Source organism: Fibrobacter succinogenes subsp. succinogenes S85 (assembly GCF_000146505.1).
Lineage (GTDB): Bacteria > Fibrobacterota > Fibrobacteria > Fibrobacterales > Fibrobacteraceae > Fibrobacter > Fibrobacter succinogenes.
In genome coordinates this window covers 2715113-2734923 of record NC_017448.1, presented here as the reverse complement: position 1 = coordinate 2734923, position 19811 = coordinate 2715113, and the positions used below count along the sequence as shown (strand labels likewise).

20 protein-coding genes are annotated in these 19811 nt (G+C 45.4%); 9 read left to right on the top strand and 11 right to left on the bottom strand.

Annotated features, from left to right (window positions below; all coding sequences use genetic code 11):
- Nucleotides 1-5: 5 nt before the first annotated feature.
- Entirely contained in the window at nucleotides 6-539 is a 534-nt protein-coding gene (gene frr / locus FSU_RS11160) for a ribosome recycling factor (protein ID WP_014546512.1), read from the bottom strand.
- Between the two features lie 316 nt (nucleotides 540-855).
- Between frr and FSU_RS11155 the strand changes: the two genes are divergently transcribed.
- Nucleotides 856-1638 carry a hypothetical protein gene (locus FSU_RS11155; protein WP_014546511.1) on the top strand — a complete coding sequence of 261 codons (783 nt, stop codon included), beginning with the start codon at nucleotides 856-858 and terminating at the stop codon, nucleotides 1636-1638.
- 18 nt (nucleotides 1639-1656) lie between these two features.
- On the opposite strand, the gene FSU_RS11150 is transcribed toward FSU_RS11155, so the two are convergent.
- Together FSU_RS11150 and pyrH are read right to left on the bottom strand one after the other, a co-directional pair.
- Nucleotides 1657-2613 (bottom strand): DUF4421 family protein, encoded by a 957-nt coding sequence (locus FSU_RS11150; protein ID WP_015732132.1) that lies wholly within the window; start codon nucleotides 2611-2613, stop codon nucleotides 1657-1659.
- Nucleotides 2614-2739: 126 nt separating this feature from the next.
- The gene (gene pyrH / locus FSU_RS11145; RefSeq protein WP_014546509.1) at nucleotides 2740-3447 is read right to left on the bottom strand and encodes a UMP kinase; all 708 of its coding nucleotides are present in this window, start codon (nucleotides 3445-3447) and stop codon (nucleotides 2740-2742) included.
- A gap of 215 nt (nucleotides 3448-3662) precedes the next feature.
- Between pyrH and FSU_RS11140 the strand changes: the two genes are divergently transcribed.
- Nucleotides 3663-5579, top strand: coding sequence for a M6 family metalloprotease domain-containing protein (locus FSU_RS11140; protein WP_014546508.1), 1917 nt, complete (start codon nucleotides 3663-3665; stop codon nucleotides 5577-5579).
- 170 nt (nucleotides 5580-5749) lie between these two features.
- On the opposite strand, the gene FSU_RS11135 is transcribed toward FSU_RS11140, so the two are convergent.
- On the bottom strand, nucleotides 5750-6880 hold the full coding sequence (locus tag FSU_RS11135; protein WP_014546507.1) for an HAD family hydrolase: 1131 nt from the start codon (nucleotides 6878-6880) through the stop codon (nucleotides 5750-5752).
- Between the two features lie 274 nt (nucleotides 6881-7154).
- On the opposite strand from FSU_RS11135, the gene FSU_RS11130 reads away from it, so the two are divergent.
- Both FSU_RS11130 and FSU_RS11125 read left to right on the top strand, forming a co-directional pair.
- The gene (locus tag FSU_RS11130; RefSeq protein ID WP_014546506.1) at nucleotides 7155-7466 is read left to right on the top strand and encodes a hypothetical protein; all 312 of its coding nucleotides are present in this window, start codon (nucleotides 7155-7157) and stop codon (nucleotides 7464-7466) included.
- 324 nt (nucleotides 7467-7790) lie between these two features.
- A complete protein-coding gene (locus tag FSU_RS11125; protein ID WP_015732129.1) occupies nucleotides 7791-8504 on the top strand; it encodes a hypothetical protein in 714 nt (237 codons plus the stop codon).
- Nucleotides 8505-8560: 56 nt separating this feature from the next.
- On the opposite strand, the gene FSU_RS11120 is transcribed toward FSU_RS11125, so the two are convergent.
- Nucleotides 8561-9202 carry a hypothetical protein gene (locus FSU_RS11120; protein WP_014546504.1) on the bottom strand — a complete coding sequence of 214 codons (642 nt, stop codon included), beginning with the start codon at nucleotides 9200-9202 and terminating at the stop codon, nucleotides 8561-8563.
- A 12-nt stretch (nucleotides 9203-9214) separates the two neighbouring features.
- On the bottom strand, nucleotides 9215-10123 hold the full coding sequence (locus tag FSU_RS11115; RefSeq protein WP_014546503.1) for a fibrobacter succinogenes major paralogous domain-containing protein: 909 nt from the start codon (nucleotides 10121-10123) through the stop codon (nucleotides 9215-9217).
- 450 nt (nucleotides 10124-10573) lie between these two features.
- On the opposite strand from FSU_RS11115, the gene FSU_RS11110 reads away from it, so the two are divergent.
- The 3 genes from FSU_RS11110 to FSU_RS11100 all read left to right on the top strand — a co-directional run bounded on the left by FSU_RS11110 (nucleotide 10574) and on the right by FSU_RS11100 (nucleotide 12280).
- Entirely contained in the window at nucleotides 10574-11284 is a 711-nt protein-coding gene (locus FSU_RS11110) for a hypothetical protein (protein WP_014546502.1), read from the top strand.
- 452 nt (nucleotides 11285-11736) lie between these two features.
- Entirely contained in the window at nucleotides 11737-11979 is a 243-nt protein-coding gene (locus FSU_RS11105) for a DUF4258 domain-containing protein (protein WP_015732127.1), read from the top strand.
- Complete coding sequence (locus tag FSU_RS11100) at nucleotides 11945-12280, top strand: CopG family antitoxin (protein ID WP_014546501.1); 336 nt, start codon at nucleotides 11945-11947, stop codon at nucleotides 12278-12280. Before FSU_RS11105 ends, FSU_RS11100 begins: the two co-directional genes overlap by 35 nt.
- A 55-nt stretch (nucleotides 12281-12335) precedes the next feature.
- On the opposite strand, the gene FSU_RS11095 is transcribed toward FSU_RS11100, so the two are convergent.
- Complete coding sequence (locus FSU_RS11095) at nucleotides 12336-12947, bottom strand: hypothetical protein (protein ID WP_014546500.1); 612 nt, start codon at nucleotides 12945-12947, stop codon at nucleotides 12336-12338.
- 71 nt (nucleotides 12948-13018) lie between these two features.
- On the opposite strand from FSU_RS11095, the gene FSU_RS11090 reads away from it, so the two are divergent.
- Both FSU_RS11090 and FSU_RS11085 read left to right on the top strand, forming a co-directional pair.
- Nucleotides 13019-13378: a type II toxin-antitoxin system RelB/DinJ family antitoxin gene (locus FSU_RS11090; protein WP_244263623.1), complete on the top strand. Its 360-nt coding sequence runs from the start codon at nucleotides 13019-13021 to the stop codon at nucleotides 13376-13378.
- A gap of 21 nt (nucleotides 13379-13399) precedes the next feature.
- Nucleotides 13400-13855, top strand: coding sequence for a putative toxin-antitoxin system toxin component, PIN family (locus FSU_RS11085; RefSeq protein ID WP_014546498.1), 456 nt, complete (start codon nucleotides 13400-13402; stop codon nucleotides 13853-13855).
- A 279-nt stretch (nucleotides 13856-14134) separates the two neighbouring features.
- Here FSU_RS11085 and FSU_RS11080 read toward each other — a convergent pair whose 3' ends face one another.
- The 4 genes from FSU_RS11080 to FSU_RS15940 all read right to left on the bottom strand — a co-directional run bounded on the left by FSU_RS11080 (nucleotide 14135) and on the right by FSU_RS15940 (nucleotide 19640).
- Nucleotides 14135-15043, bottom strand: coding sequence for a co-chaperone GrpE (locus FSU_RS11080; RefSeq protein ID WP_014546496.1), 909 nt, complete (start codon nucleotides 15041-15043; stop codon nucleotides 14135-14137).
- Between the two features lie 13 nt (nucleotides 15044-15056).
- Nucleotides 15057-15776, bottom strand: coding sequence for a hypothetical protein (locus FSU_RS11075; protein ID WP_014546495.1), 720 nt, complete (start codon nucleotides 15774-15776; stop codon nucleotides 15057-15059).
- Nucleotides 15777-15887: 111 nt separating this feature from the next.
- Nucleotides 15888-17336 carry an Hsp70 family protein gene (locus tag FSU_RS11070; protein WP_014546494.1) on the bottom strand — a complete coding sequence of 483 codons (1449 nt, stop codon included), beginning with the start codon at nucleotides 17334-17336 and terminating at the stop codon, nucleotides 15888-15890.
- Between the two features lie 66 nt (nucleotides 17337-17402).
- Nucleotides 17403-19640 carry a DNA translocase FtsK gene (locus FSU_RS15940; protein WP_015732125.1) on the bottom strand — a complete coding sequence of 746 codons (2238 nt, stop codon included), beginning with the start codon at nucleotides 19638-19640 and terminating at the stop codon, nucleotides 17403-17405.
- Between the last annotated feature and the right edge of the window lie 171 nt (nucleotides 19641-19811).

Below are 19811 nucleotides of genomic sequence, written 5' to 3'. Positions count from 1 at the left end.
CCGGACTACACCTTGAGGATGTCTGCTTCCTTTTCGGCAAGCAAACGATCGATTTCAGCAATGGCCTTGTCGGTAGCCTTCTGGATTTCGTCCTGCTGTTTCTTGACTTCGTCCTCGGAGATTTCCTTGTTCTTCTTGAGGGCGTCGTTAGCGTCACGGCGGATGTTGCGGATAGCCACGCGGCCGTCTTCGGCATGCTTGCGGGCGATCTTGGCAAGTTCCTTGCGGCGTTCGGTCGTGAGGATCGGGAGCGTCACGCGGATGCAGTTGCCGTCCTTCATCGGGGTAAGGCCGATGTTTGCAGCGAGGATAGCCTTATCAATAGTATCGACGAGCTGCTTTTCCCACGGCGTCACAAGGAGCATACGCGGTTCAGGCACAGAAATCTTTGCAACCTGGGAAATCGGGGTCGGGGTGCCATAATAGTCGATACGCACACCGTTGAGGATAGCCGGGCTAGCCTGGCCAGCACGGATCTTGGAAAATTCACGTTCAGTGGCCTCAATGGCCTTGTCCATCTTCTCAGAATATTCAGACATAAGTAGTAAACAGTGGTTAGTGGTTAATAAATAGTTGTTAATCCTACAACCAGGAGTACCTGCGGCGTTGCCGAAGGATCCCTAGCTTTTGTTATACGTTTTGAAATATAGATAAAAAAAATCAGGGGAAATTACAGCCAATCGTTCAAGGATCCTTTTTTACACATCGTCATCTTGGCAAACCCCAGCATACGAAAAACTCCATATGACAGCATTTGTCACATGGAATTTGTATATTCCGTTTTATAGTTATGCATGCATTTACATTTATGCATAGAAAAGCGATAATATAAAGAACTTTAACAGGAGATTCCTTATGGCAATCATTTTCGACGACAAGAAATCAATTAACGACTACCTCAAAAAGCCTGACATCCACCCTGAATCGTTCACATCGCTATGCAAGCGTCAAACAGTCGGCTTGAAGCTGGTCAGCGACGACATGGAACAAGAAAAAAAAGAACAAGAGGAAGTGGCGAAGCTTCTTGAAAAAAGATTTGAACGCAAAAAAAAGCTGCTGTTCGATAACCTTGACCTCATTTTAAGGCACAAGGACGAAATCCTTGAAACACCGCGTTACGCCAACATTGACGCACACTACGCCATCAAAGGTGGCGGTTGCTATGTCGGCCCCATCTCGACCTCGAAACACTACAATTTTGCAGGCACCCTCGTGAACATCAACCTCAAGCTAGGCGAGCTTCTTGAGTTATGGGACAACGAGCAATTCAAGATTCCGTGTAAGTGCGGCAGCACGGCGGTCATCCACTATTTTTCGGGTTCCCCGCTTTCGGGTGGATCTATCGCGACGTCAATTTGCCCCAACTGCAAAGAACAAATTCACAACATCAGAGGCCGCAGCTTCGGCAAATACATGGGACATTTACTCCTCAAGATGCGCGAAAGCACCGAAAAAGTCGCAAAGAGCGTTACTGCCCAATGGACTCTTGCCGAATCGGAATACGAGAAAAAAGTTGCCGAAGGCCATTCGTCATGCTGGTACAGAAAGGGAGCTGAATTTCACGGCGACGGGAAAAGCTGCGATCTAGAAACAATGATTAACGAGTTGCAACTAAAAGAATTCGCCCAACAACAGTAAAGCGATACCAGGATACCCCTAGAACCTGCGGACCACCAAAATTCCGCCCTTCACGATGAGTTTTTGTTCCCAATACGATTTGTACGAGAAAGCGTTGTACTCAGCCTCCACAACTATGTTCCATGACCATTTTTGCCCAGCATACCCCCAAGCCGTCTTAAAATCGGGTTGCGGCATCACGGTATATTCGTCATCGTTGTTTAATCCATAGACGAGTCCAACATCTAGCCAAATGTTTCCAAAAAATCCGTTTTCAAAAACCCAGGTGTACGTGTATCCGATATTTCCCCATATGGATGACAGAATACGTTCACCCTCCTCATAAAAAGTCAACAGGCTGTCGGGATCTTCGGCTATATAGCCCTGAAAACGCCCACCAAAGATCCAGCTTCCCGCTGAATGCGTTTGCCGCCGGTCCAAAAAATACGCGCTACGCGGCGAGAACTTGTCCTTCGAAGTCAACATCCAAAGTACCGAAACGTACATTTCAAAGAAATTGAGATCGCTAAACCGGCGAACCATTTTTCCATCTTGCTCGGTCTTCACCGAAAAACCGGAATAATAAGAAAGCCAAATTTCAATCCAGAATTTTCCAGGGAATAAATCCAGTCCCGTTTCAAAGGCGTCGACTTTTGAACTTTCTTCTTCAGCCCCCAAAAAGACACTCATCGTGAAATCCCATGAAATATCCCACGAGACTCCAAACAACGTAAAAAGGTCATCGTAAGCAAAGCCGAGCCCCAAAGATAAAGGCGAATTGGACACAAGAGCTTCATTGCCGTAAGCCGTATTCCAGACACTCCAAAGAGTGTAGTCGCACAAGAAGCGCAGCGAAAATTTTTCATCAAATTTCTGTACCCATACAGAATCGTTTTTCGCAACAGACCCATCCCCAATTTTCACTGCCACATCAGAAGCCAATACGTGGCCAACCAAAAACAGTACGAGCAAAAATAACTTAGGACAACGAGCCATCTTACAATCCTTCTTATCCGCCAAAGATAGCATATTCAAAATGCTAAAAAAGCCCAGCCGAAGCTGAGCTTGACAGGTTTACCTCGGATGTAAGTATTGACCTAATACCTACACCCTATAACCTAATTAGCAATGGACAAGCGTACCGAGGTCGCCGTTGATGGCTGCGCGCGTGAGGTTGCCCTTTTCCATCTTGAAAACGAAGATAGGCATGTTGTTTTCCATGCAGAGAGCGACGGCTGCGGTGTCCATGACCTTGAGGCCGCGGGAGATGACTTCCTTGTAGGAGATGTCGTCAAAGCGAGTTGCCGTCGGGTCCTTGACCGGGTCTGCGGTGTAGATGCCGTCGACCTTGGTAGCCTTCATGATGACATCGCATTCGCTTTCGATAGCACGGAGAGCGGCGCAGCTGTCCGTCGTGAAGAACGGGTTACCCGTACCAGCGGAGAAGATAACCACGGAGCCCGCGGACAAAAGCTTGAGAGCCTTGCGGCGGACGAAGAATTCGCAGACCGGTTCCATGCGGATAGCGGACATCACCACAGAGTCAATGCCCTGCTTGTCAAGAGCGTCCTGCATGGCAAGGCCGTTCATCACGGTGCCGAGCATGCCCATGGCATCGCCCTGGGCGCGGTTCATGCCGCCAGCAGAAGCAGAAATGCCGCGAACGAGGTTGCCGCCGCCAATCACGAGAGCGACTTGCACGCCCTGCTTGACGATGGATGCAATTTCGGAGGCCATGTCAGAAAGAATCTGGTTGTCGATGCCGTGGCCCTTTTCGCCTGCGAGGGCTTCGCCACTGAGCTTGAGAAGAATACGTTTGAATTTGGACATATTTATTTAGTAGGAAGTAGGAAGTTAGAAGTAGACAGCGAAAAGAAATCGAAGGCTCCCTAGTAACATCCTATGGTTAATGTTTACATTCGGAGGAAATGTAATAAAAATAGGCTATGGGTAAAATGAATAGTCCTTGCTTTTTTCATACGAAACGCCTTCTTGCCGAAAATTAATGTATTTCTAAAAATGGATTAAAGGGAAAGGGATGTTTTATGAAAACCAAAATTGCATTCGGCTTATTAATGGGGCTATTGTTGCTCCCGACGATGCTTTTTGCCGACATCGTGTATAAAGGGAAAAGGGTCCAGGAGTGGCCCGAAGAGGCCCGGCCGACATTTAACGGATCCGGAGCTAGGCCTAGCTTTGTTTTGGCAAGGACGGCAGCAACACAAACTCAAAGCCATTATGCCGCCCCCAAGGGCAAAATTTACAGCCTAACGCTGCTCGTTGACTTCTCGGATAAGGCCGCCCCTGTCACGAAGAGCGAAATCGAAGACTGGCTGAACAAGGAAGGGTTTAACAGGAACGGCTGTAACGGTTCCGTCCGCGACTACTATCTGGATGTTTCAAACGGACAACTTGACCTCACCAACGAAGTTTTCGGCTGGTACCGTGCCAAGCATCCCAAGTCCTGGTACGAAAGCTTGCCGGGATACACGGGTTCTGATTCCCTGATGAAAGAGGTTTTTGCGTATTTCGACGCGATGGTGGATTATTCGCGTTATGACAACGACAAGGACGGAACAACCGAAGCGATCAATATTGTTTACGCCGGTGCCGGCGAAGTCCGAGAGCGAGGTCTCTGGCCACATGCCGGATGGTCCAACGAAAAGCGCGATGGCGTTAGACTCACGCACCACCAAATGACGGACATGCCAGGCACATTCGGTCTCTACGTCTTTGTGCACGAAAGCGGGCACATGATTTTCGGTTGGCCAGACCTTTATTGGTACGGCGATTACTGCACCATGGGCAACAGACCTAACGACATAAATCCTGTGGCGATAAACGACTTTTACCGTGCAGACCAAGGCTGGATTCCGTTCGTAGATGTGACTAGCGAAGACGTGAGCCTCGAAACCACAAAGCCCGGCGAAGTGTGCTACCGCTACAAGAACCCCGCAAGGCCAAATCAAGAAGGTTTGGTGTGGTCATACGTACGGAACACAGGCCGCAACAAAGTTCTTAGGGGAAGCGGGCTCTTGATGCAGCATTACGACTTCTCTATAGAAGGCAATACTGCTTCGAATAAACTCGGATTGAGAATTGTCCGTGCCAATCACACAGAACCGTCCCTCAGCGGCGACAAAGACCAATGGCCAAATCCCGGTAGTACCGCAGATGCATTCTTCAAAAGCGGGACTTACCCAGAATTTTCGGACGAAACCTACCCTGCAATCACTTGGTATAGCGGAACAAAAACGGGGCTAAAAATCACGGATATCGGAACGCCCGGAGAAACGCTCACGTTCTGCATCGGCGGGGAGTGTTCGTTGAGTTCATCAAGCGCGCCAGTCGTTTCAAGTTCATCAAGTGCGCCGAAGCCCGAAAGTTCAAGCAGCGCCGTTGAAATGAAAAGAGAGAAAATCGCATTTGAGGTGACGCTCCCGATAGACGACAATTATGCATACGTCACGCTTGATTTGAAAGGCGATGACGTAGCGAAAATCCTGGGCATCAAGAAAAGCGAAATCGCAGATAAAGTCAAATTCTACGGTGTAGAGCCCGATGGAACGCTCAACAGCCGCACCACCGGCGAAGGGACCGGACACTGGTTTGACAAGGACGGAAAAATCGTTGCCTGGGATCCGAACGGAACGAGCATTGTCTATTCCAACGCCGATCTTACGACAATGACCACGAGAATCGGACACATGCCGAACAAGGTCAAGGCCGGAGATTCGTTCACCGTACGACAAGCGGTTGTTTACGAAAACAAGCAGGTCACTTTTGAAATCACGGTCACGATACAGCAAAAGACGACGAGGATTTCAAATATCCGCAGTTCAAAACGCGGCAAGCCCGGAAACATGATTTTCAACGCGCTCGGGAAGCCCGTCGGTAAAAGAACAGAGTCGGGCGAAATGCCCGACCTGCCTAAAGGAATTTACGTGGAGATGGTGAAATAAATCAAAAAAGGTGATCCCGTCCCGGAATAAAAGCAACCAAGGCGAACGCTGCGAAAATGCTTGCATTTTCATAGCTGAGCCAAAGGGCTTTGTACTTGTACAAATCCGGGGTGACATGGAATCCGGGATGACAATACAGAAAGCGAAATGCGCGGCGCCCGCTGCGCATTTTATTTTGCCTTCTGGACACCTTCCCCGTAGATAGTCTTCCAGTCGTTTTTCATGGACACCGGAATCCATCCGTTCTTTTCACTTGCAGCGCGCATTTTTTCGGCTTTCGCCTCGTTGCCATATTCGCGTTCCAAGTCATCGCAAAGCAACATGAAGCCCATTGATCTGTACTTGTTGTTGGAAATGGCATAATTCAAGAGGCTTGCATCCGTGCCGCTGTTGCCAAAAGCGAGTACCGGCTGGTAGCCGATTTCGCTCGCGAGAGTCGTCACCTTATTCGTCTGCAAATTCTTGATAATGCTCTGCCCCGCTAGCACAAGATTGTCGCCGTTCTGGAACGTGTACGCAAGGCCGTCCGCACCTTTTTGGTTGCTCAACACTACGACCACATCGGAACCGATAATTTGTTTGGGCGGGAGACCGAGACCGTCAACAACGACCGGGCGCATTGTATAGCGTTCCGTACCGCTGCTCACGTAAACCGTGAAGCCATTCGCAGTCAAGAATTTCACCACTTCAACCATAGGCTTGTAATAAGCCTCGCCACGCTTGAGTCCCGTAAAGCCCGGCTGCGGTTCTTGCATAAACGCACGGACGTACGCTTCAAATTCCGAAAGCGTCATGCCCTTGTAAGCCTCGGCCACCATGCGTTCGCGCTCTGCGCTCAGCCCCGGGAAAATTCTCTTTTCGCGGCCATCGCGTGCCGCCTTCAACTGCTTTTTCGAAGGCTTGTAAGTGGAATCGTCAAGAACGCGATGCTCAAAAAGCATCCAGTCAAAATACGTCGGAGCGGTCTCAAGGAAGAGCGTGCCATCCCAATCGAAAACAGCTATACGGCGTTCTGCCGGAATAAAATCTGGCGAGGTTGAATCCGTCGTTGCACGCACAAACGCTTCAAGAGAATCTTTCGCAGGAGCGTGATCGTTCCAGAGCAAAAGAGATTCCTGAGGTCTCTCGGGAAGCGCGCGAGACTCCGCAGCCTGTTGAGATTCCGCCGGGACAGTCGCAGTCTGGACCGCCGCGGACTTATCTTCATATTTGGAACAGTCTTCACAAGATGCCCGCTTATCGCAGCAGCCAGCCAAGAACATCGCCGCCACAGAACCAACCGCAAAAATTTTTGCAATCATACATTGCTCCCCTTTTCAGTTTTTTTCGGTATTAAATATAGTGATAAAAAAATCACTTTTCTAGTTAACATTTTCAAATTAGAATACGATATATCTATAGAACAACTCAACAAGGAGTCTCTATGCCGAAGGAAAAGCAGTACAAAATCGTAAACGCCCGCGTAGAAGTGTTAAGCGGAGGCCCAGAGCCAGGATTCCTCGTTGCCGAATTGGAACTGCAGCCCCAAACTGCAAAAGGGAAGCCTATTTTCTACACCCTTGCAGAGGTCGAGGCATGCCTGCATTCTACAAGACTAAGGCATCCGTATTTGACTGGTTTGTAAACCAGGACGAACACGAAAGCGACCTATGCGATCTGCAGAACAAAGCCACACTGTACGAAGGCGAAAGCTACGCCGATTTCTTTGAGAACCACAAGGGCATTGAATGCTACGAAGGCTTGCGTTACCTGATCTACGTGATGCGCGCCGATTGGGATGATGTTGAAGCTTTCATCAAGGCTACCAAAGGCAAGCTCCTCAGCGAAATTGAGATCCCGAAATCAGACGTTGAGGAGGACTGGGAAAACGGAGAAGAGGACTGGTAATTCCGCCATCCCCAAAACGGACATTTTAAAAAAAAATTAAAGAAACACGCCGAATGTCAGCTTTTGACATTCGGGGATGCTATATTTAGGAACATGAGAATGATTAAGATTTTTGGCATTTATTTCTTTGGCACCGCGCCGCCCTAAGGGACGCAATATCTAGTTACCACTAGACAGCTTATAATATTTTGTAGTAAAGATTGACATAGAAAGACTTTAAGAGCCTTTTGATTTAAAATATTTTTTTAAATCAAGGGGCTCTTTTTTGTTTTTTCGGCTGAAACCGCCCGCCGACGGGCAAACACCCCAAAAAGGAGGACGCACATGCGTCAAAACCACCCCCAAGCAACCACCACCCAAATCTGCAACCTCATCGCGATTGCCCAGACAGCCCCGACCGCAAAAGCCTCCGAAAAGGCAATACACGACCTTTGGGAAATTTACGGGGACGAGTTCACCGCCACAGTAGCCAAGAAGTCGTACCTGATGGACTCCGACTTCAGCCTCAACGGATGCACCCCCAAGGAACGCCGCAATAGCCTGGCAGGCTACGCCTACATGCTGTTCCGCAAGGCCGTCAAGGATTATGAGCCGAGCAAGAAGGTTCCCTTTGAAGCCTACTTTGCCAAAATCGGGGGATGGCGCCTGCGCGACGAAAAGCGCAAAAACGCCAAGCGCAGCAAGCACGAGGAGCTTGAAAAGAACGCAAAGTACAGCGATGACGAAGAAGATTCGCATTCACTCATCGACAATTGCGACGTGAACCCCTTCACCGGGGAACGCAATTTTCAGGAATGCGACACTGAAAAAGAAGATTCCATCGCCCGCATCAGGGAAAGCCTTGCAGACGACCCCAAGGTGCTCCATAGATTTGACGTCATGTACGAACTCTGCCTTTCGGGTGAATACTCCGACGCCGAAGCTGCCAGGCGCATCGGGTGCGAACGCGCCAACATGAAAAACGTCAAGAACAGCATCATGATGAAGTTGATCAACAGCGGGCTTGAATATGATTGCCGCCTGCTCATGGCCGCATAATGGAAAAAAGAAAAAAAGCCGTGGTCAAATTCCACGGCATTCTCCTATATTCACCCTTAAAACCCTAGCCCATCTTCCCCACATCCGTACTGTTCCGCTTCTTTCGCGGCATCGTACAGAGCGAGTTCATCAAGCGTGGCGTAAATGCGATTTTCATCCACGTTATCAAGCAAAAAGTCAGCCTGAATCGAGATGGCATCGCTATCCAGGTTGCAAATGACATCGCAGACTCGCCGCCTCTGCTCAAGAGAAAGACAATTAAAGACGACCCCAATAGACGACGAAGTATCGCCTTCCAAACGGGTGAAATTCACCCCCATGCTATTGCAGATTGCCGTGCGGAGTTCTTCGCGCATATTTGCCAAACGCTTCAAACTTGTTGTCCAACTCATCTTAGGGAACTGCGAGACATACCGATCCAGACGTTCCCTGATGTAAGGCACGCTCCAATCAGCGAGTCCGTCCTTCCCGACATAAAATGTTTCTACGGGATAGCCCTCCCGCATGTAATCGACGTCCACACTGACGACATCGCGCCTATAAGGGTCCACGAACATCTTGCCCTCGTTATCGCGGAACGGGAAATCCACAGTTTTCCCGTTAGTCTTAATTTTGACACGGATGTCGTACGCCGGGTGGAGCGCCAACAGCATTTGTTCCACCTCGTCGCATATCCAGCGTTTTTTACCGAAAAGCATAGGTTCTCCTTTTTACCGATACAGATACGGCAATTGTCTCATATTGTTGTAATACGTCGTCATATTCGATTTCTGGCTATCCATCATGTGGTTCGGATCGTCTATACGGATGCAGCGGATTGGGTAATAATAATCCTGTTTCAAGAGGATACCTCTCATGGTTTCCTTAATCCCATCTTGCTGTTCTTTCGTGTAACTGTTCGGCACAATCACAGTCGGGAACCCGTCATCCGTCCAGACGACGCTCAGGGAGTCCACAAATTCCATAGAATCCTTCTCGTTATTGTAAAACCCGGACAGGTTCAGTTCAACCGTATCGACCCACCCGTAAGTCTCTTCGTGCAGGTGTGCTCGCAAACGCTTCAGGCCACTCGGGTCCAAAGAATCCACGACCTTAGTAGGGCTAAACGTCGGCCAATACATCAAATGCCCCTTTGGGGAGAAAAACAGCCCCGCATTCTGCTCCGCTGAGGCGATTTTCCAGCCCGCAGGACATGCGTTGAGTCGCCCTATAGAAGAGTAATAGCGCCCTCGCTCGCAAGAGGAATCCAGGCAGAAACTGCAATGCGTCTTGTATCGCAAATTTTCCAGCATCAAGTGGAAAGTCACGGTATCACCACCCGCCACAAAGCCCGAATCGTGTTCCGACATGTCGCAGCCAGTATACCCAGCATACTTCAGCACTATATATTCGTTGCTGTCGCGCGGGTCCACAAAGGTCTCGAGCTTCTGAAAATAGTAGCCATCAATATCCTTTTCAGGGCAATGCGCATAATTACGGGGAGGTTTCCACGAAATTTCCACCCTACTAATAAATATGGAAATTACCCCACCAATGATTAAGCCGATAGTAAACCACAACAACCACTCGCCTAAAGACGTGCCAAAGATTTTAAACGAAAGGGGTTTAAAGAGTTTCATGCAGACCTCCAAAGAAGTGTACACCATGATATCGATTCATAAAATCCGCATGTAAATATGGGGAGAAAAAATTTTTTTTGAAAAAAATTCAACTTTTTCAGTTTACTTTTTCACTTTAACAGTCGATATATAACACGGATATGATTTGGACGTCTACACTCTTCGATCTCAAAAGTTTAGAAAACTTTACAAAAGAAATTTTCGGCTGTCATATTATGACATACCGGTTTTCTATATTTAGGAGCATGAGATTGAATAAGATTTTCTCTATTCGTTTTTCCAGCGCATTGAACAGCGCAACACCGATTTTCGTCTATATAGGTCCAGCAAACGGCTTGACCAAATAAACAACATTTCAGCAATTCACGCCATAGTCTTTTGATAAAAAATTATCAAAGGGCGTTTTGCCGTCTTGTCTCAAAATTTTCAACTTCCCAAAGGAGCTTGCTTATGCAGCACAACACCACCAAGGCCACCGCCTCCCAGATCAACAACCTCATCGCCATCGCTCAGGCCGCCCCGAGCGAATACGCCCACGACAAGGCAATGTACACCCTTTGGGACATCTTCGGGGACTACGTCATGGCACTCGTCGCCAAGAACTCGTTCCAGATCTGCTCCGATTTTAGCCTCAACGGCTGCAGCCCCAAGGAACGCAAGGCCAACCTGGCCGGCGACGCCTACATGGTCTTCTGCAAGGCCGTGCATGATTTCAACCCGAGCATGAAAGTCCCCTTCGAAGCTTTCTTCGCACAAAGAATCAGCTGGCACATGGCCGACGAAAAGCGCAACAACTCCAAGCGCGGCGACCGCGAAAAAACCGAAAGCAAGCTGAAGAAAAACGATGACGAAGCCGACTCCATCATTGACAACGGCGATATGAACCCGTTTACCGGGGAACGCAACGTGCTCGAAAGCGACTACGAACAGTGCGAAATCATCGACATCATCAGGCACCGTCTCGCCAAGAGCCCCAAGATGCTCAAGGCATTCGACACCATGTACGAGGTGAGCCGCAATTGCGACAAGTACACCGACGTCGAAGTCGCCGAAGCGCTGCACTGCACCCGCGCCAACACGGGCAAGATCAAGAAGAACATTTGCAAGTTTTTGATCGACTGCGGGCTCGAAGACGAATGCCGCCTCCTCATGGCGGCGTAACGCCTAGTCAATATCGTAAAATTCCATAGTAACCTCCTAGTTGAAAAAGCCCGGTGATCGTCAGGTCATCGGGTTTTGTCATAGTAAAATGCGCCTTATTGACTTTCCTTTTGCCTATTCATATATTTATCCTCGTATTTCGACAATCCTCGTGACAGTCGGCATAGGCCTATGGCCCGTACGTGCATCCGCGACGAGGCGCATCCACATTCTTGTAGATGTTGTTGGATAGCTGGCAGGAGAAACAGCCTGCTCGAGTGCGCAGATTGAACTGCGCCAAGTAACGCCGAGGAAAACCCTCGCCAACAGCACCGCAAGAGCATCCCATTTCCACGCGAATCGTGGAAATTTCCCAAGAACAAGACAAAAATCAAATGAACCATATTCATTTGATGTATTGCAATACGTATTGACATCAGTCTATACATTTTCTATAATAAAGAGGGTAATAGATGAATATTACAAAACACGCTTTTGAAAGAATGCGTGAAAGAGGCTTTACCGTAGAAATGCTTGGAAAAGTACTGCGGAGAAAAGACCTAGTACGGGATCCATCCGATAAAGAAGGTGTATCTAAAATCACATCCGAAGTTGACAATCATTTTTGGACATTAATTGTTTCTGACGATTTAAAAACTTTGATAACCGTAAGGAGAGCTCATGAAGATGAAGAGAAAAAAGCCCGAAAAGGTTAAACTGCCCAAGGGTTTCAAGCTAGTTGATGATTTTCTTTCTAAGGAAGAAATTGAGGCTCTTGAAAACGACACCACAATGAGAGATCCGATAATCATCACCGGAGGACACGAGTCGGAAACTATCGAGGAATCCATAGCACGCATCAGCCGTGCCATAGCCGAAGCCAAGGAAGAAAAGAAAATGTATTCCATAAGGCTCAAGGTCAAAACAGTGGACGCAATCAAACGCAAAGCTGCAGCCGCAGGCATTCCATATCAAACCTATGTAAATGTATTGCTAGACAACGCCGCCTCAGCTTAGAGAATCATCAAATCGTCAGCCACCGGCTGGCGATTTTTTCACATGGCGAAAAAATTCATCCCCAGTACCCTAGCCCGAAAAACACGAGGAAAACCGGAAGGATAAAAATCCACACGCCCTGAAAATAATGTTCCAGGTCCGAATCGCTCATCGTGGAATGATCTATCAGCGAAATCACCAAATACCAAAGCCCGACGTAAGCCCAAACAGAGTGAGTCCCTGCAAAGATATACTTCAGCAGCACATAGCCAAGTGCAAATCCGACAACCGTCGGAGCCACTGCGGTTAGCGAATGCTGCACCGCCGCCATGAACCACGGTCCCCTCGTACGATAACTGATATGGCCAAGACGCCCGCCATCATTTTCAAACATGCAGACTTCATTCACTTCCGCCCCTGTAATTACAGCGAATACCAAATGAGACATCTCATGCACGAACGTCCCCGGGAACGTCACAAAATTCACGAAAAAGTACGCCAAATCGCGATTGAGCGCCCCGATGAGCGACACTTGCAAACGTTCAAGCCCAAATAAAATCAGCCCCGCAATGACAGGAGCCAACAAAACGACTATCGTCAAAACGGCACTGACAGCAGCAATGGCGCCGGGGCCATTTCCCCAGCCAAACCATGCGACAACTTGAGCCATCGAAGGAAGCGCTACCATGAAAACCTCCAAAAACACATATATAATAATATCGAATAATCATATTCCAGTGTAAACTCGTCAAGCGTCAAATGAAAAACAACACCATTGACTCACGTATTATTTTACATTATATTTATAATATAAAAGAGGTTATTATGGCTACAACTGTATTACAAGTACGTCTTGACGAGAATTTAAAAAATGAAGCGGCGGAGATTTTCGAAAGCCTTGGAATAGACATTCCAACGGCCATTCGCATCTTTTTTAAACGCGCTGTTGCTGAAAAGGGAATTCCCTTTGAACTGCGGGACCCATCCGCAATTTATAACGCCAATCCAGGTTGGAAAGCGTTCATGGACTTACGCAAACAAGCCCAGCGAAGCGCAGCCGCAGGCATGAGCGAATCCGAAATTGAGGCAGAAATCGCCGCATACCGTTCCGGCAAATAAACCCGTATGTCGAGGGGGTTCATGATTTACGCAGTCATTGACACAAATGTCATTGTTTCCGCACTTATTACCAAATCTCCAAATTCGCCGGTATTGCAAGTTGTTCAAAGAATATTTTCAGGATTCGTCTGCATACTAGTCAATAAAGAGATTCTTGCCGAATACCGAGAAGTTCTATCTCGCCCGAAATTTGGTTTAGAAAAAGAATCCATCGAAACCGTTATTTCTGAATTGTTAAAACATAGCTTAGACGTAGACGCGCCACCAAGTGGCACAACTTTGCCAGACCCTAAAGACGTTGTATTCTACAATGTTGTTCTCGCAAGGCGAGATAACGGGGCGTACCTAGTAACAGGCAACATCAAACACTTCCCCGTCTGCGAATTCGTTGTCACACCGCGAGAATTTCTTGAGATTATCGATGCTCCTCTGCAAAAAATGTTCATGAACGACTGCATGCGAAAATACAGACCATAAACACAGCAAAGCCCCACGGCAACTCGTTTTTCAACAATTCATAGCGGCTAGCACTTTGCGAAACTTAAGATTTTTCGTTCGCCAATGGCGAACGATTTTTTTCTTTTTGAGCTTTACAGTCACAAATCTCGTTCCGATATATAAGTAGAAACAACAATTAAAATTCCATAGTAACCTCCTAGTTGAACGAAAAGCCCGGTGACCTTCTGGTCATCGGGTTTTCTTATAGCGGCGTAGTAAAAAGGAACGCAGAGACGTTTCTTAAAAAGTCAACAGTTTTCACTTTTTGTACTTAAGTTTTACCACCTGTTCAGGCCTAAATACAAATTCAAACGTCTGCGGGGCATTCCCTGAAAGCATAGTATCAACGCTTCCCACCAAAGGAATCGTCCACAAATATCCAGGTTGGCGAGTGACAAAGTATCCATCTTTTTCGGCGCTTTCCGTTTCCTCGATATCCACGACTTCTTGCCTTTTCTTGTCGATGGTGGTATTTCCATGGCAGCAATCTTCGAACTTATGCATTTTTGAACGCTCTAGGCTTGCGTCTATCCATTTGCCAATTTGCTTCATAGAATCTAGCAGTGATTCGTAATTCTGATTTTGTTCTTGATCCAAAATATTGCAACGTACTTGATCCGAAAGTTGAATTAAATCTTCCAAAATTTCCTTTTGCGCTTTGAACAAAACATCGTTCTGATAGCGAGTCATGCAATCTTGAAGCTTATTGATTGCTCCAGAAAGCTCTTTTAACGAGTCCTGCTGTTTTGCAATAGTATCAGACTGTTCTTTTATAAACTGTTCACGTTTTTCCAGACATTCACCATGCAATCCTTTTAAAGCATTTTCTACATCAGAACTTTTTTTTCCGAGAACAAAAACATTTTTATCAAGCCTTTGAAGATACGGCTCCATTTTTTTATAGAAATTTTGGGCATTTTCATTCAACATCTTCAAAGCGTCCGCATTCTCTTCATTTTGTTTTGCAAATGAACGTTTTATTTGTTCAAATTCGCTACGGAGTTCCACTACGACATCAGGCATCTCTGTTGCAGGAATCTCCTTTGTTTCAGTCTCAGGTTCCAAAACATTCTCTGCAGATATCTGTGCCGGATTATCATCTATAGATGGCGCAGCCGCTGATTCCGCCACGTTACTTTCAACATGTTTTTCAGTTGTATCCTTCATATTCTAATTCTTCTTAAAAAATTTTTTTAAATAAGAGTGACAAAAGCCATTGCCTAAAACTGCGTTTACATTCCAACTTGTCAGACGACACGCTAGAAAATACCGAAGGCTTGCTCTCGGAAACAACATCAACCAATTTTTGCGTTTGCGATTCTGCATTAACTGGCCTATACTTGAGCGAAACGACTTGTTCAGGTCTGAATACAAACTCAAATTTTTGTGGAACACCTTCGGACAGCATTGATTCAACAGACCCTACAAATGGGATGGTCCACTCATATCCAGGCAGCTCCGATTTATAGCATCCATCTTCAGACGAATTAGTCGTTTCAACAGTATTAACGACTTCTTGCCTTTTGGCATTAAATTCACGAAAACATTTTTCACCGGAATCAAATCGACGCACCTTGACACGGCTCAAGCTAGCATCAATCCATTGGCTTATCTGAATCATTGAATCTAACAGCAACTGATAATTTCGCTCTTTTTTCTGATCCTGGATACAGTAATGTACTTGATCTGCCAGCTGAATCATCTCTTCAATAAGATCTTTTTGCGACTTGAAAAGAACGTCATTACCATACTTGACAATGCATTCATGCAACCTGCCAATCAATTCATTTTGTTTATGAATCGTTTGCTCATGCGCTGCAGAAAGGCGTTGCAGCTGTTCCTTTATTTCGGAAATATCATTTCTCTGTTGAAAACTGTTATTAGCGTTACCATCAAACATGGTCTATTCTTTTTTAAATTAAAGGTTGTACGACGCAATTTCTTGTTTCAAAGATTCCATTTCTTCGAGACTCACCCCACCTTCAGGCTTTATTTCGAAAAAAACCTTTTTTCATTCACACATTGCTTCAATGTGGATTATACCATCTAACCCCCTCCTTATAGTATAATCTACCGGCGTTCCCTTAGGAACCGGATATCCCCATTCTATTCTTTGTCTTTGAACCAGGACACCATCATTGACAGAAAGTTCTTTCTCAACTGTTTTATTTTCGTAAATAGAAACCGACGTTGAGGTTTGATTGTCATTTCTTGTATAATGGCGACAAGTTCCTTCATAAACCATCGGATCTGTACGCAAAATAAGATTATCAATTATGTGTTCATCAGTTCCTGTTCGCATACAGCCCGCACCATACGAGCGGCTAGACAAATCCGTGCCTATTTTCACACCAGCAGCTGGGGCGCTTTGCGGATTCGCGATATTGAATGCTTGGATAGCCGCACCTTTGGCTACAGCCAAATCTGGTTCAAACTGTTCCAAGAAAATGCTCACTCTAGGAAATTCCATATAAAGACGTTCCTTGACCATAGGCATATAGGAAGAACCGCCAACTAAGAAAATCATGTCAATTTTCGCATTGGGGTCCTTGGAAATCTTTATCGCATTGCGAATGGAATCAATCGTTTTTTTCAACAAACCAGCTGTCAAATTCTCAAATGTAGATCGTCTCATTTCGTGCATATACATGCGGCCTTTGTACCTAAATCGAAGCGGAGCACGATCACTTTCAGACAACATTTTTTTACATTTTTCTGCATTCATAATCATGTCGCCGCCATCACGCGTATGTTTTATATCTTCATACGTCACACCGCTTTCGCCGCAAACAACTTTCAACGCGTAATCAACAATGGCTGCATCCCAATCAACACCGCCAAGATGATGGTCGCCGTCTGTAGATAATGTTTCAAGCACATTGTTATGCATCCGCATGATGCTGACATCAAACGTTCCGCCGCCTAAATCATAGACCATGAACGTTTTTTCATTGAAAACATTACCTCTAGAGCCATAATACAGAGCAGCCGCTGTAGGCTCGTTTAGCAAACCCAAAACATTTAATCCAGCGATAATCCCGGCTTGGCGAGTTAACTCTCTTTCATTGTTGCCAAAATAAGCAGGAACAGTTATCACAACATCCTTTATGGGAGGCTTTCCCCTGAATTTTCGGTTGATGTTCGCATCATCCACAAGCTTTTTCAATATCATTGCGGATATTTTCACGGGTGTGATTTCGTTGCAACCTATTTCCATCCGAAACGTGGGATTCGACATTTCACGTTTGATGAACGCAACCGCACGGCTTGGATCCGAAGCCATATAGCGTTTTGCCTCACCGCCAACTAGTGGCGCATCATTTTCATCAAAGAATACAATTGATGGAGTTGTCGCCAAATCGTCTTGATTCTTGATAACCGAAGGCAATTTCGTTATCGAATTAATTTCCGCAATACACGAATATGTCGTACCCAAGTCGATACCGTAAATTTCAGTCATCTACACACCTTTCTATTTGGTTATTTACACTTTTTTAGATTTATAGAATAAATATAAGAAATCATTTTAAACCAGATAATTATCGCGCATGTAATTGAATAAATCAATCCATTCTTTATCCTTCATTCTTAATTCACGATTCATTTTCATTTCAGAACTAAGCGATTTTGAAAAAACATTATCCAAATCCACTGGGAAATTAATGACTTCATCAACATCATCCAAGTTACTTTTTAAGCTAGACAAAATACAAGCCAACAGATAATAGTCTGTATAGCAGTCAGGAACATGAGAACCTTCCAAAAGTTCTGGAGCAAGATACCGTCCCTGAACAGCGACAGAGACATCTGTTTTCTCCATTCTTGTCAAATTTTCACACACATCAATCAAAACGCGTCCATCATTTGAATCAACCAAAACATCAGATTCTCCATAATTAGAAAAGCAAAGTCCATTCTTATGCAATTCTTCAAAAGACGATGCTATTTGCAAACACATACTTAGAAATGACGGAATGTCAAAAGAATCAAATTCTTGTAATTTACTAGCATCAACAAAATTCTTAAATATTAAATAGCCATATCCATTAGCCATAGAATAGGAAATCGCCAGAGGACGAATAAAATTTTCTGACAAGGGGACATCCAACAAATACTGCAATTTTTCCATTTGATTCTTTGATGGTTTGCCAGCAAACCATCTTAAGGCATAACGCCTATTTTCGTAAACAACCTCATATACATCGTAGTCCTTTTCAGACTTCCATTTCCTTTTTACAACACAATCTTTCCCGTTTGTCAAACAAACGACTTGATTTCGTTCCAATTCAAAAAAAGCAGACTCATCCCAGCCCGATTTAAATCGAGTCACAGGACAAGCGACATTACTCATTTTTTTGCGAGCTAGTTCAACTAACTGCCCTCCAGCAGACAATTTTTCATCAATATATTCAGCCAATTCCATAACACCATCAAAAGATGCTGTAAAAACTCCTTCTGGAATTTCAGTAATCGACTGGCGACATGTACCTGTATCAAAAGAGACCATTTCATGTTGCATATCGATAGAATTTGATTTTATAAAGGCAACCATCTTTTCAATTACAGTCTCATCGTCATACCACACTCCATGCAAGCGCTTTAAACCGCCCCAACCACTATAGTCAACCAGCATATCACCCGACCCAAGCAAACCTTCTGCACCGGCTTCATCTAAAACAACCCTACTATCAACAACGTTAGATACACGAAAAGCAACTTTCATCGGAACATTAGCTTTTATAACACCCGAAATTACATCACTTCTCGGAGTTTGCGTAGCAAGAACTAAATGAATGCCTGCAGCACGCCCCTTTTGCGCCAAACTTTGGACATGCTTTTCAAATTCTCTTTTTTGCTCTTTTTCATTATTAAGTACAAGGTCTGCAAATTCATCAATAATACACACTATATACCGCATTCTATGCAAATCGGAGACGCCAACTTTACTATAGAATGATTTATCTCCAGAAATAACCTTTTCATTAAATTTTTTAATATCTTTTACACCAACATTAGCAAGCAGTTCATATCGACGTTCCATTTCGCGATGGAGCCAATCTAAGCCCTGAAGAATATCCTCCGACTTATCCAGAACTTTCTTATTTATCACATTTGGCAAATCCTTAAAACACGCCAATTCAACACGCTTGGGGTCTATCAGCATCAAACTATAATCGGTTTCACTTACATTACGCAAAAGACTTGCAATAATTGCGTTAATAAAAGCACTTTTGCCGCTACCAGTGGTACCAGCAACAAGAATATGCGGAGCCTTGCATAAATCAACGCAAATACCCATTCCAACAACATCTACGCCTAGATCTATGGGTAAAACTTTATCGGAATGATCAATATCCAACAAATTTCCAGGCAACACATTTTTACGCGTTCTACATGGGATGTCTATCGCCATCGCCCCTACGGAGTTATTGGAAGTGACGCAAACGCTTTTCACCTTCAATAATCGAGCCAAATCACTCGCCTTATTCGCAACACGTTCATTCGTCACATCTGGGGCAGGAACAAAATTTACGCGCATAACAACAGGGCCAACTTCTACGCTATGAATAGAGCCTTCTATTTTAAAGCCCTTGTATGCCTCCAAAACGCGTTTCTTAATATCCGCGTCGACATCATTGCTAAGTTCGCTGCGTTCTGAACAATACAGCGAAACCATTTCTTCCCTTTTCTTCGGGTGCAAAAAAGGAAAATGCAAACGGCACTTACCAATTTCACTTAACTCATTCAGATTTTGTTCACTCATAAAAAATCCTTTTTTTTCATCTATTTTATTGGCAAGTCAACCCAATAATGAGAGGCATTTCGTATAGGTCTAAAATCCAAGTGTTTTCTATTGTAGACTAATGCCCGCAACAAATTTAATATAAAAATAAGTAGCCAAAAAAGCTCAATAGCCAAAGGGCTCCGCTCAAAG

What these genes read in the sequence shown, in the direction of transcription:
- frr (WP_014546512.1), bottom strand. Translation starts at nt 539, where the DNA reads ATGTCTGAATATTCTGAGAAGATGGACAAGGCCATTGAGGCCACTGAA.
- FSU_RS11155 (WP_014546511.1), top strand. Translation starts at nt 856, where the DNA reads ATGGCAATCATTTTCGACGACAAGAAATCAATTAACGACTACCTCAAA.
- FSU_RS11150 (WP_015732132.1), bottom strand. Translation starts at nt 2,613, where the DNA reads ATGGCTCGTTGTCCTAAGTTATTTTTGCTCGTACTGTTTTTGGTTGGC.
- pyrH (WP_014546509.1), bottom strand. Translation starts at nt 3,447, where the DNA reads ATGTCCAAATTCAAACGTATTCTTCTCAAGCTCAGTGGCGAAGCCCTC.
- FSU_RS11140 (WP_014546508.1), top strand. Translation starts at nt 3,663, where the DNA reads ATGAAAACCAAAATTGCATTCGGCTTATTAATGGGGCTATTGTTGCTC.
- FSU_RS11135 (WP_014546507.1), bottom strand. Translation starts at nt 6,880, where the DNA reads ATGATTGCAAAAATTTTTGCGGTTGGTTCTGTGGCGGCGATGTTCTTG.
- FSU_RS11130 (WP_014546506.1), top strand. Translation starts at nt 7,155, where the DNA reads ATGCCTGCATTCTACAAGACTAAGGCATCCGTATTTGACTGGTTTGTA.
- FSU_RS11125 (WP_015732129.1), top strand. Translation starts at nt 7,791, where the DNA reads ATGCGTCAAAACCACCCCCAAGCAACCACCACCCAAATCTGCAACCTC.
- FSU_RS11120 (WP_014546504.1), bottom strand. Translation starts at nt 9,202, where the DNA reads ATGCTTTTCGGTAAAAAACGCTGGATATGCGACGAGGTGGAACAAATG.
- FSU_RS11115 (WP_014546503.1), bottom strand. Translation starts at nt 10,123, where the DNA reads ATGAAACTCTTTAAACCCCTTTCGTTTAAAATCTTTGGCACGTCTTTA.
- FSU_RS11110 (WP_014546502.1), top strand. Translation starts at nt 10,574, where the DNA reads ATGCAGCACAACACCACCAAGGCCACCGCCTCCCAGATCAACAACCTC.
- FSU_RS11105 (WP_015732127.1), top strand. Translation starts at nt 11,737, where the DNA reads ATGAATATTACAAAACACGCTTTTGAAAGAATGCGTGAAAGAGGCTTT.
- FSU_RS11100 (WP_014546501.1), top strand. Translation starts at nt 11,945, where the DNA reads ATGAAGATGAAGAGAAAAAAGCCCGAAAAGGTTAAACTGCCCAAGGGT.
- FSU_RS11095 (WP_014546500.1), bottom strand. Translation starts at nt 12,947, where the DNA reads ATGGTAGCGCTTCCTTCGATGGCTCAAGTTGTCGCATGGTTTGGCTGG.
- FSU_RS11090 (WP_244263623.1), top strand. Translation starts at nt 13,019, where the DNA reads ATGAAAAACAACACCATTGACTCACGTATTATTTTACATTATATTTAT.
- FSU_RS11085 (WP_014546498.1), top strand. Translation starts at nt 13,400, where the DNA reads ATGATTTACGCAGTCATTGACACAAATGTCATTGTTTCCGCACTTATT.
- FSU_RS11080 (WP_014546496.1), bottom strand. Translation starts at nt 15,043, where the DNA reads ATGAAGGATACAACTGAAAAACATGTTGAAAGTAACGTGGCGGAATCA.
- FSU_RS11075 (WP_014546495.1), bottom strand. Translation starts at nt 15,776, where the DNA reads ATGTTTGATGGTAACGCTAATAACAGTTTTCAACAGAGAAATGATATT.
- FSU_RS11070 (WP_014546494.1), bottom strand. Translation starts at nt 17,336, where the DNA reads ATGACTGAAATTTACGGTATCGACTTGGGTACGACATATTCGTGTATT.
- FSU_RS15940 (WP_015732125.1), bottom strand. Translation starts at nt 19,640, where the DNA reads ATGAGTGAACAAAATCTGAATGAGTTAAGTGAAATTGGTAAGTGCCGT.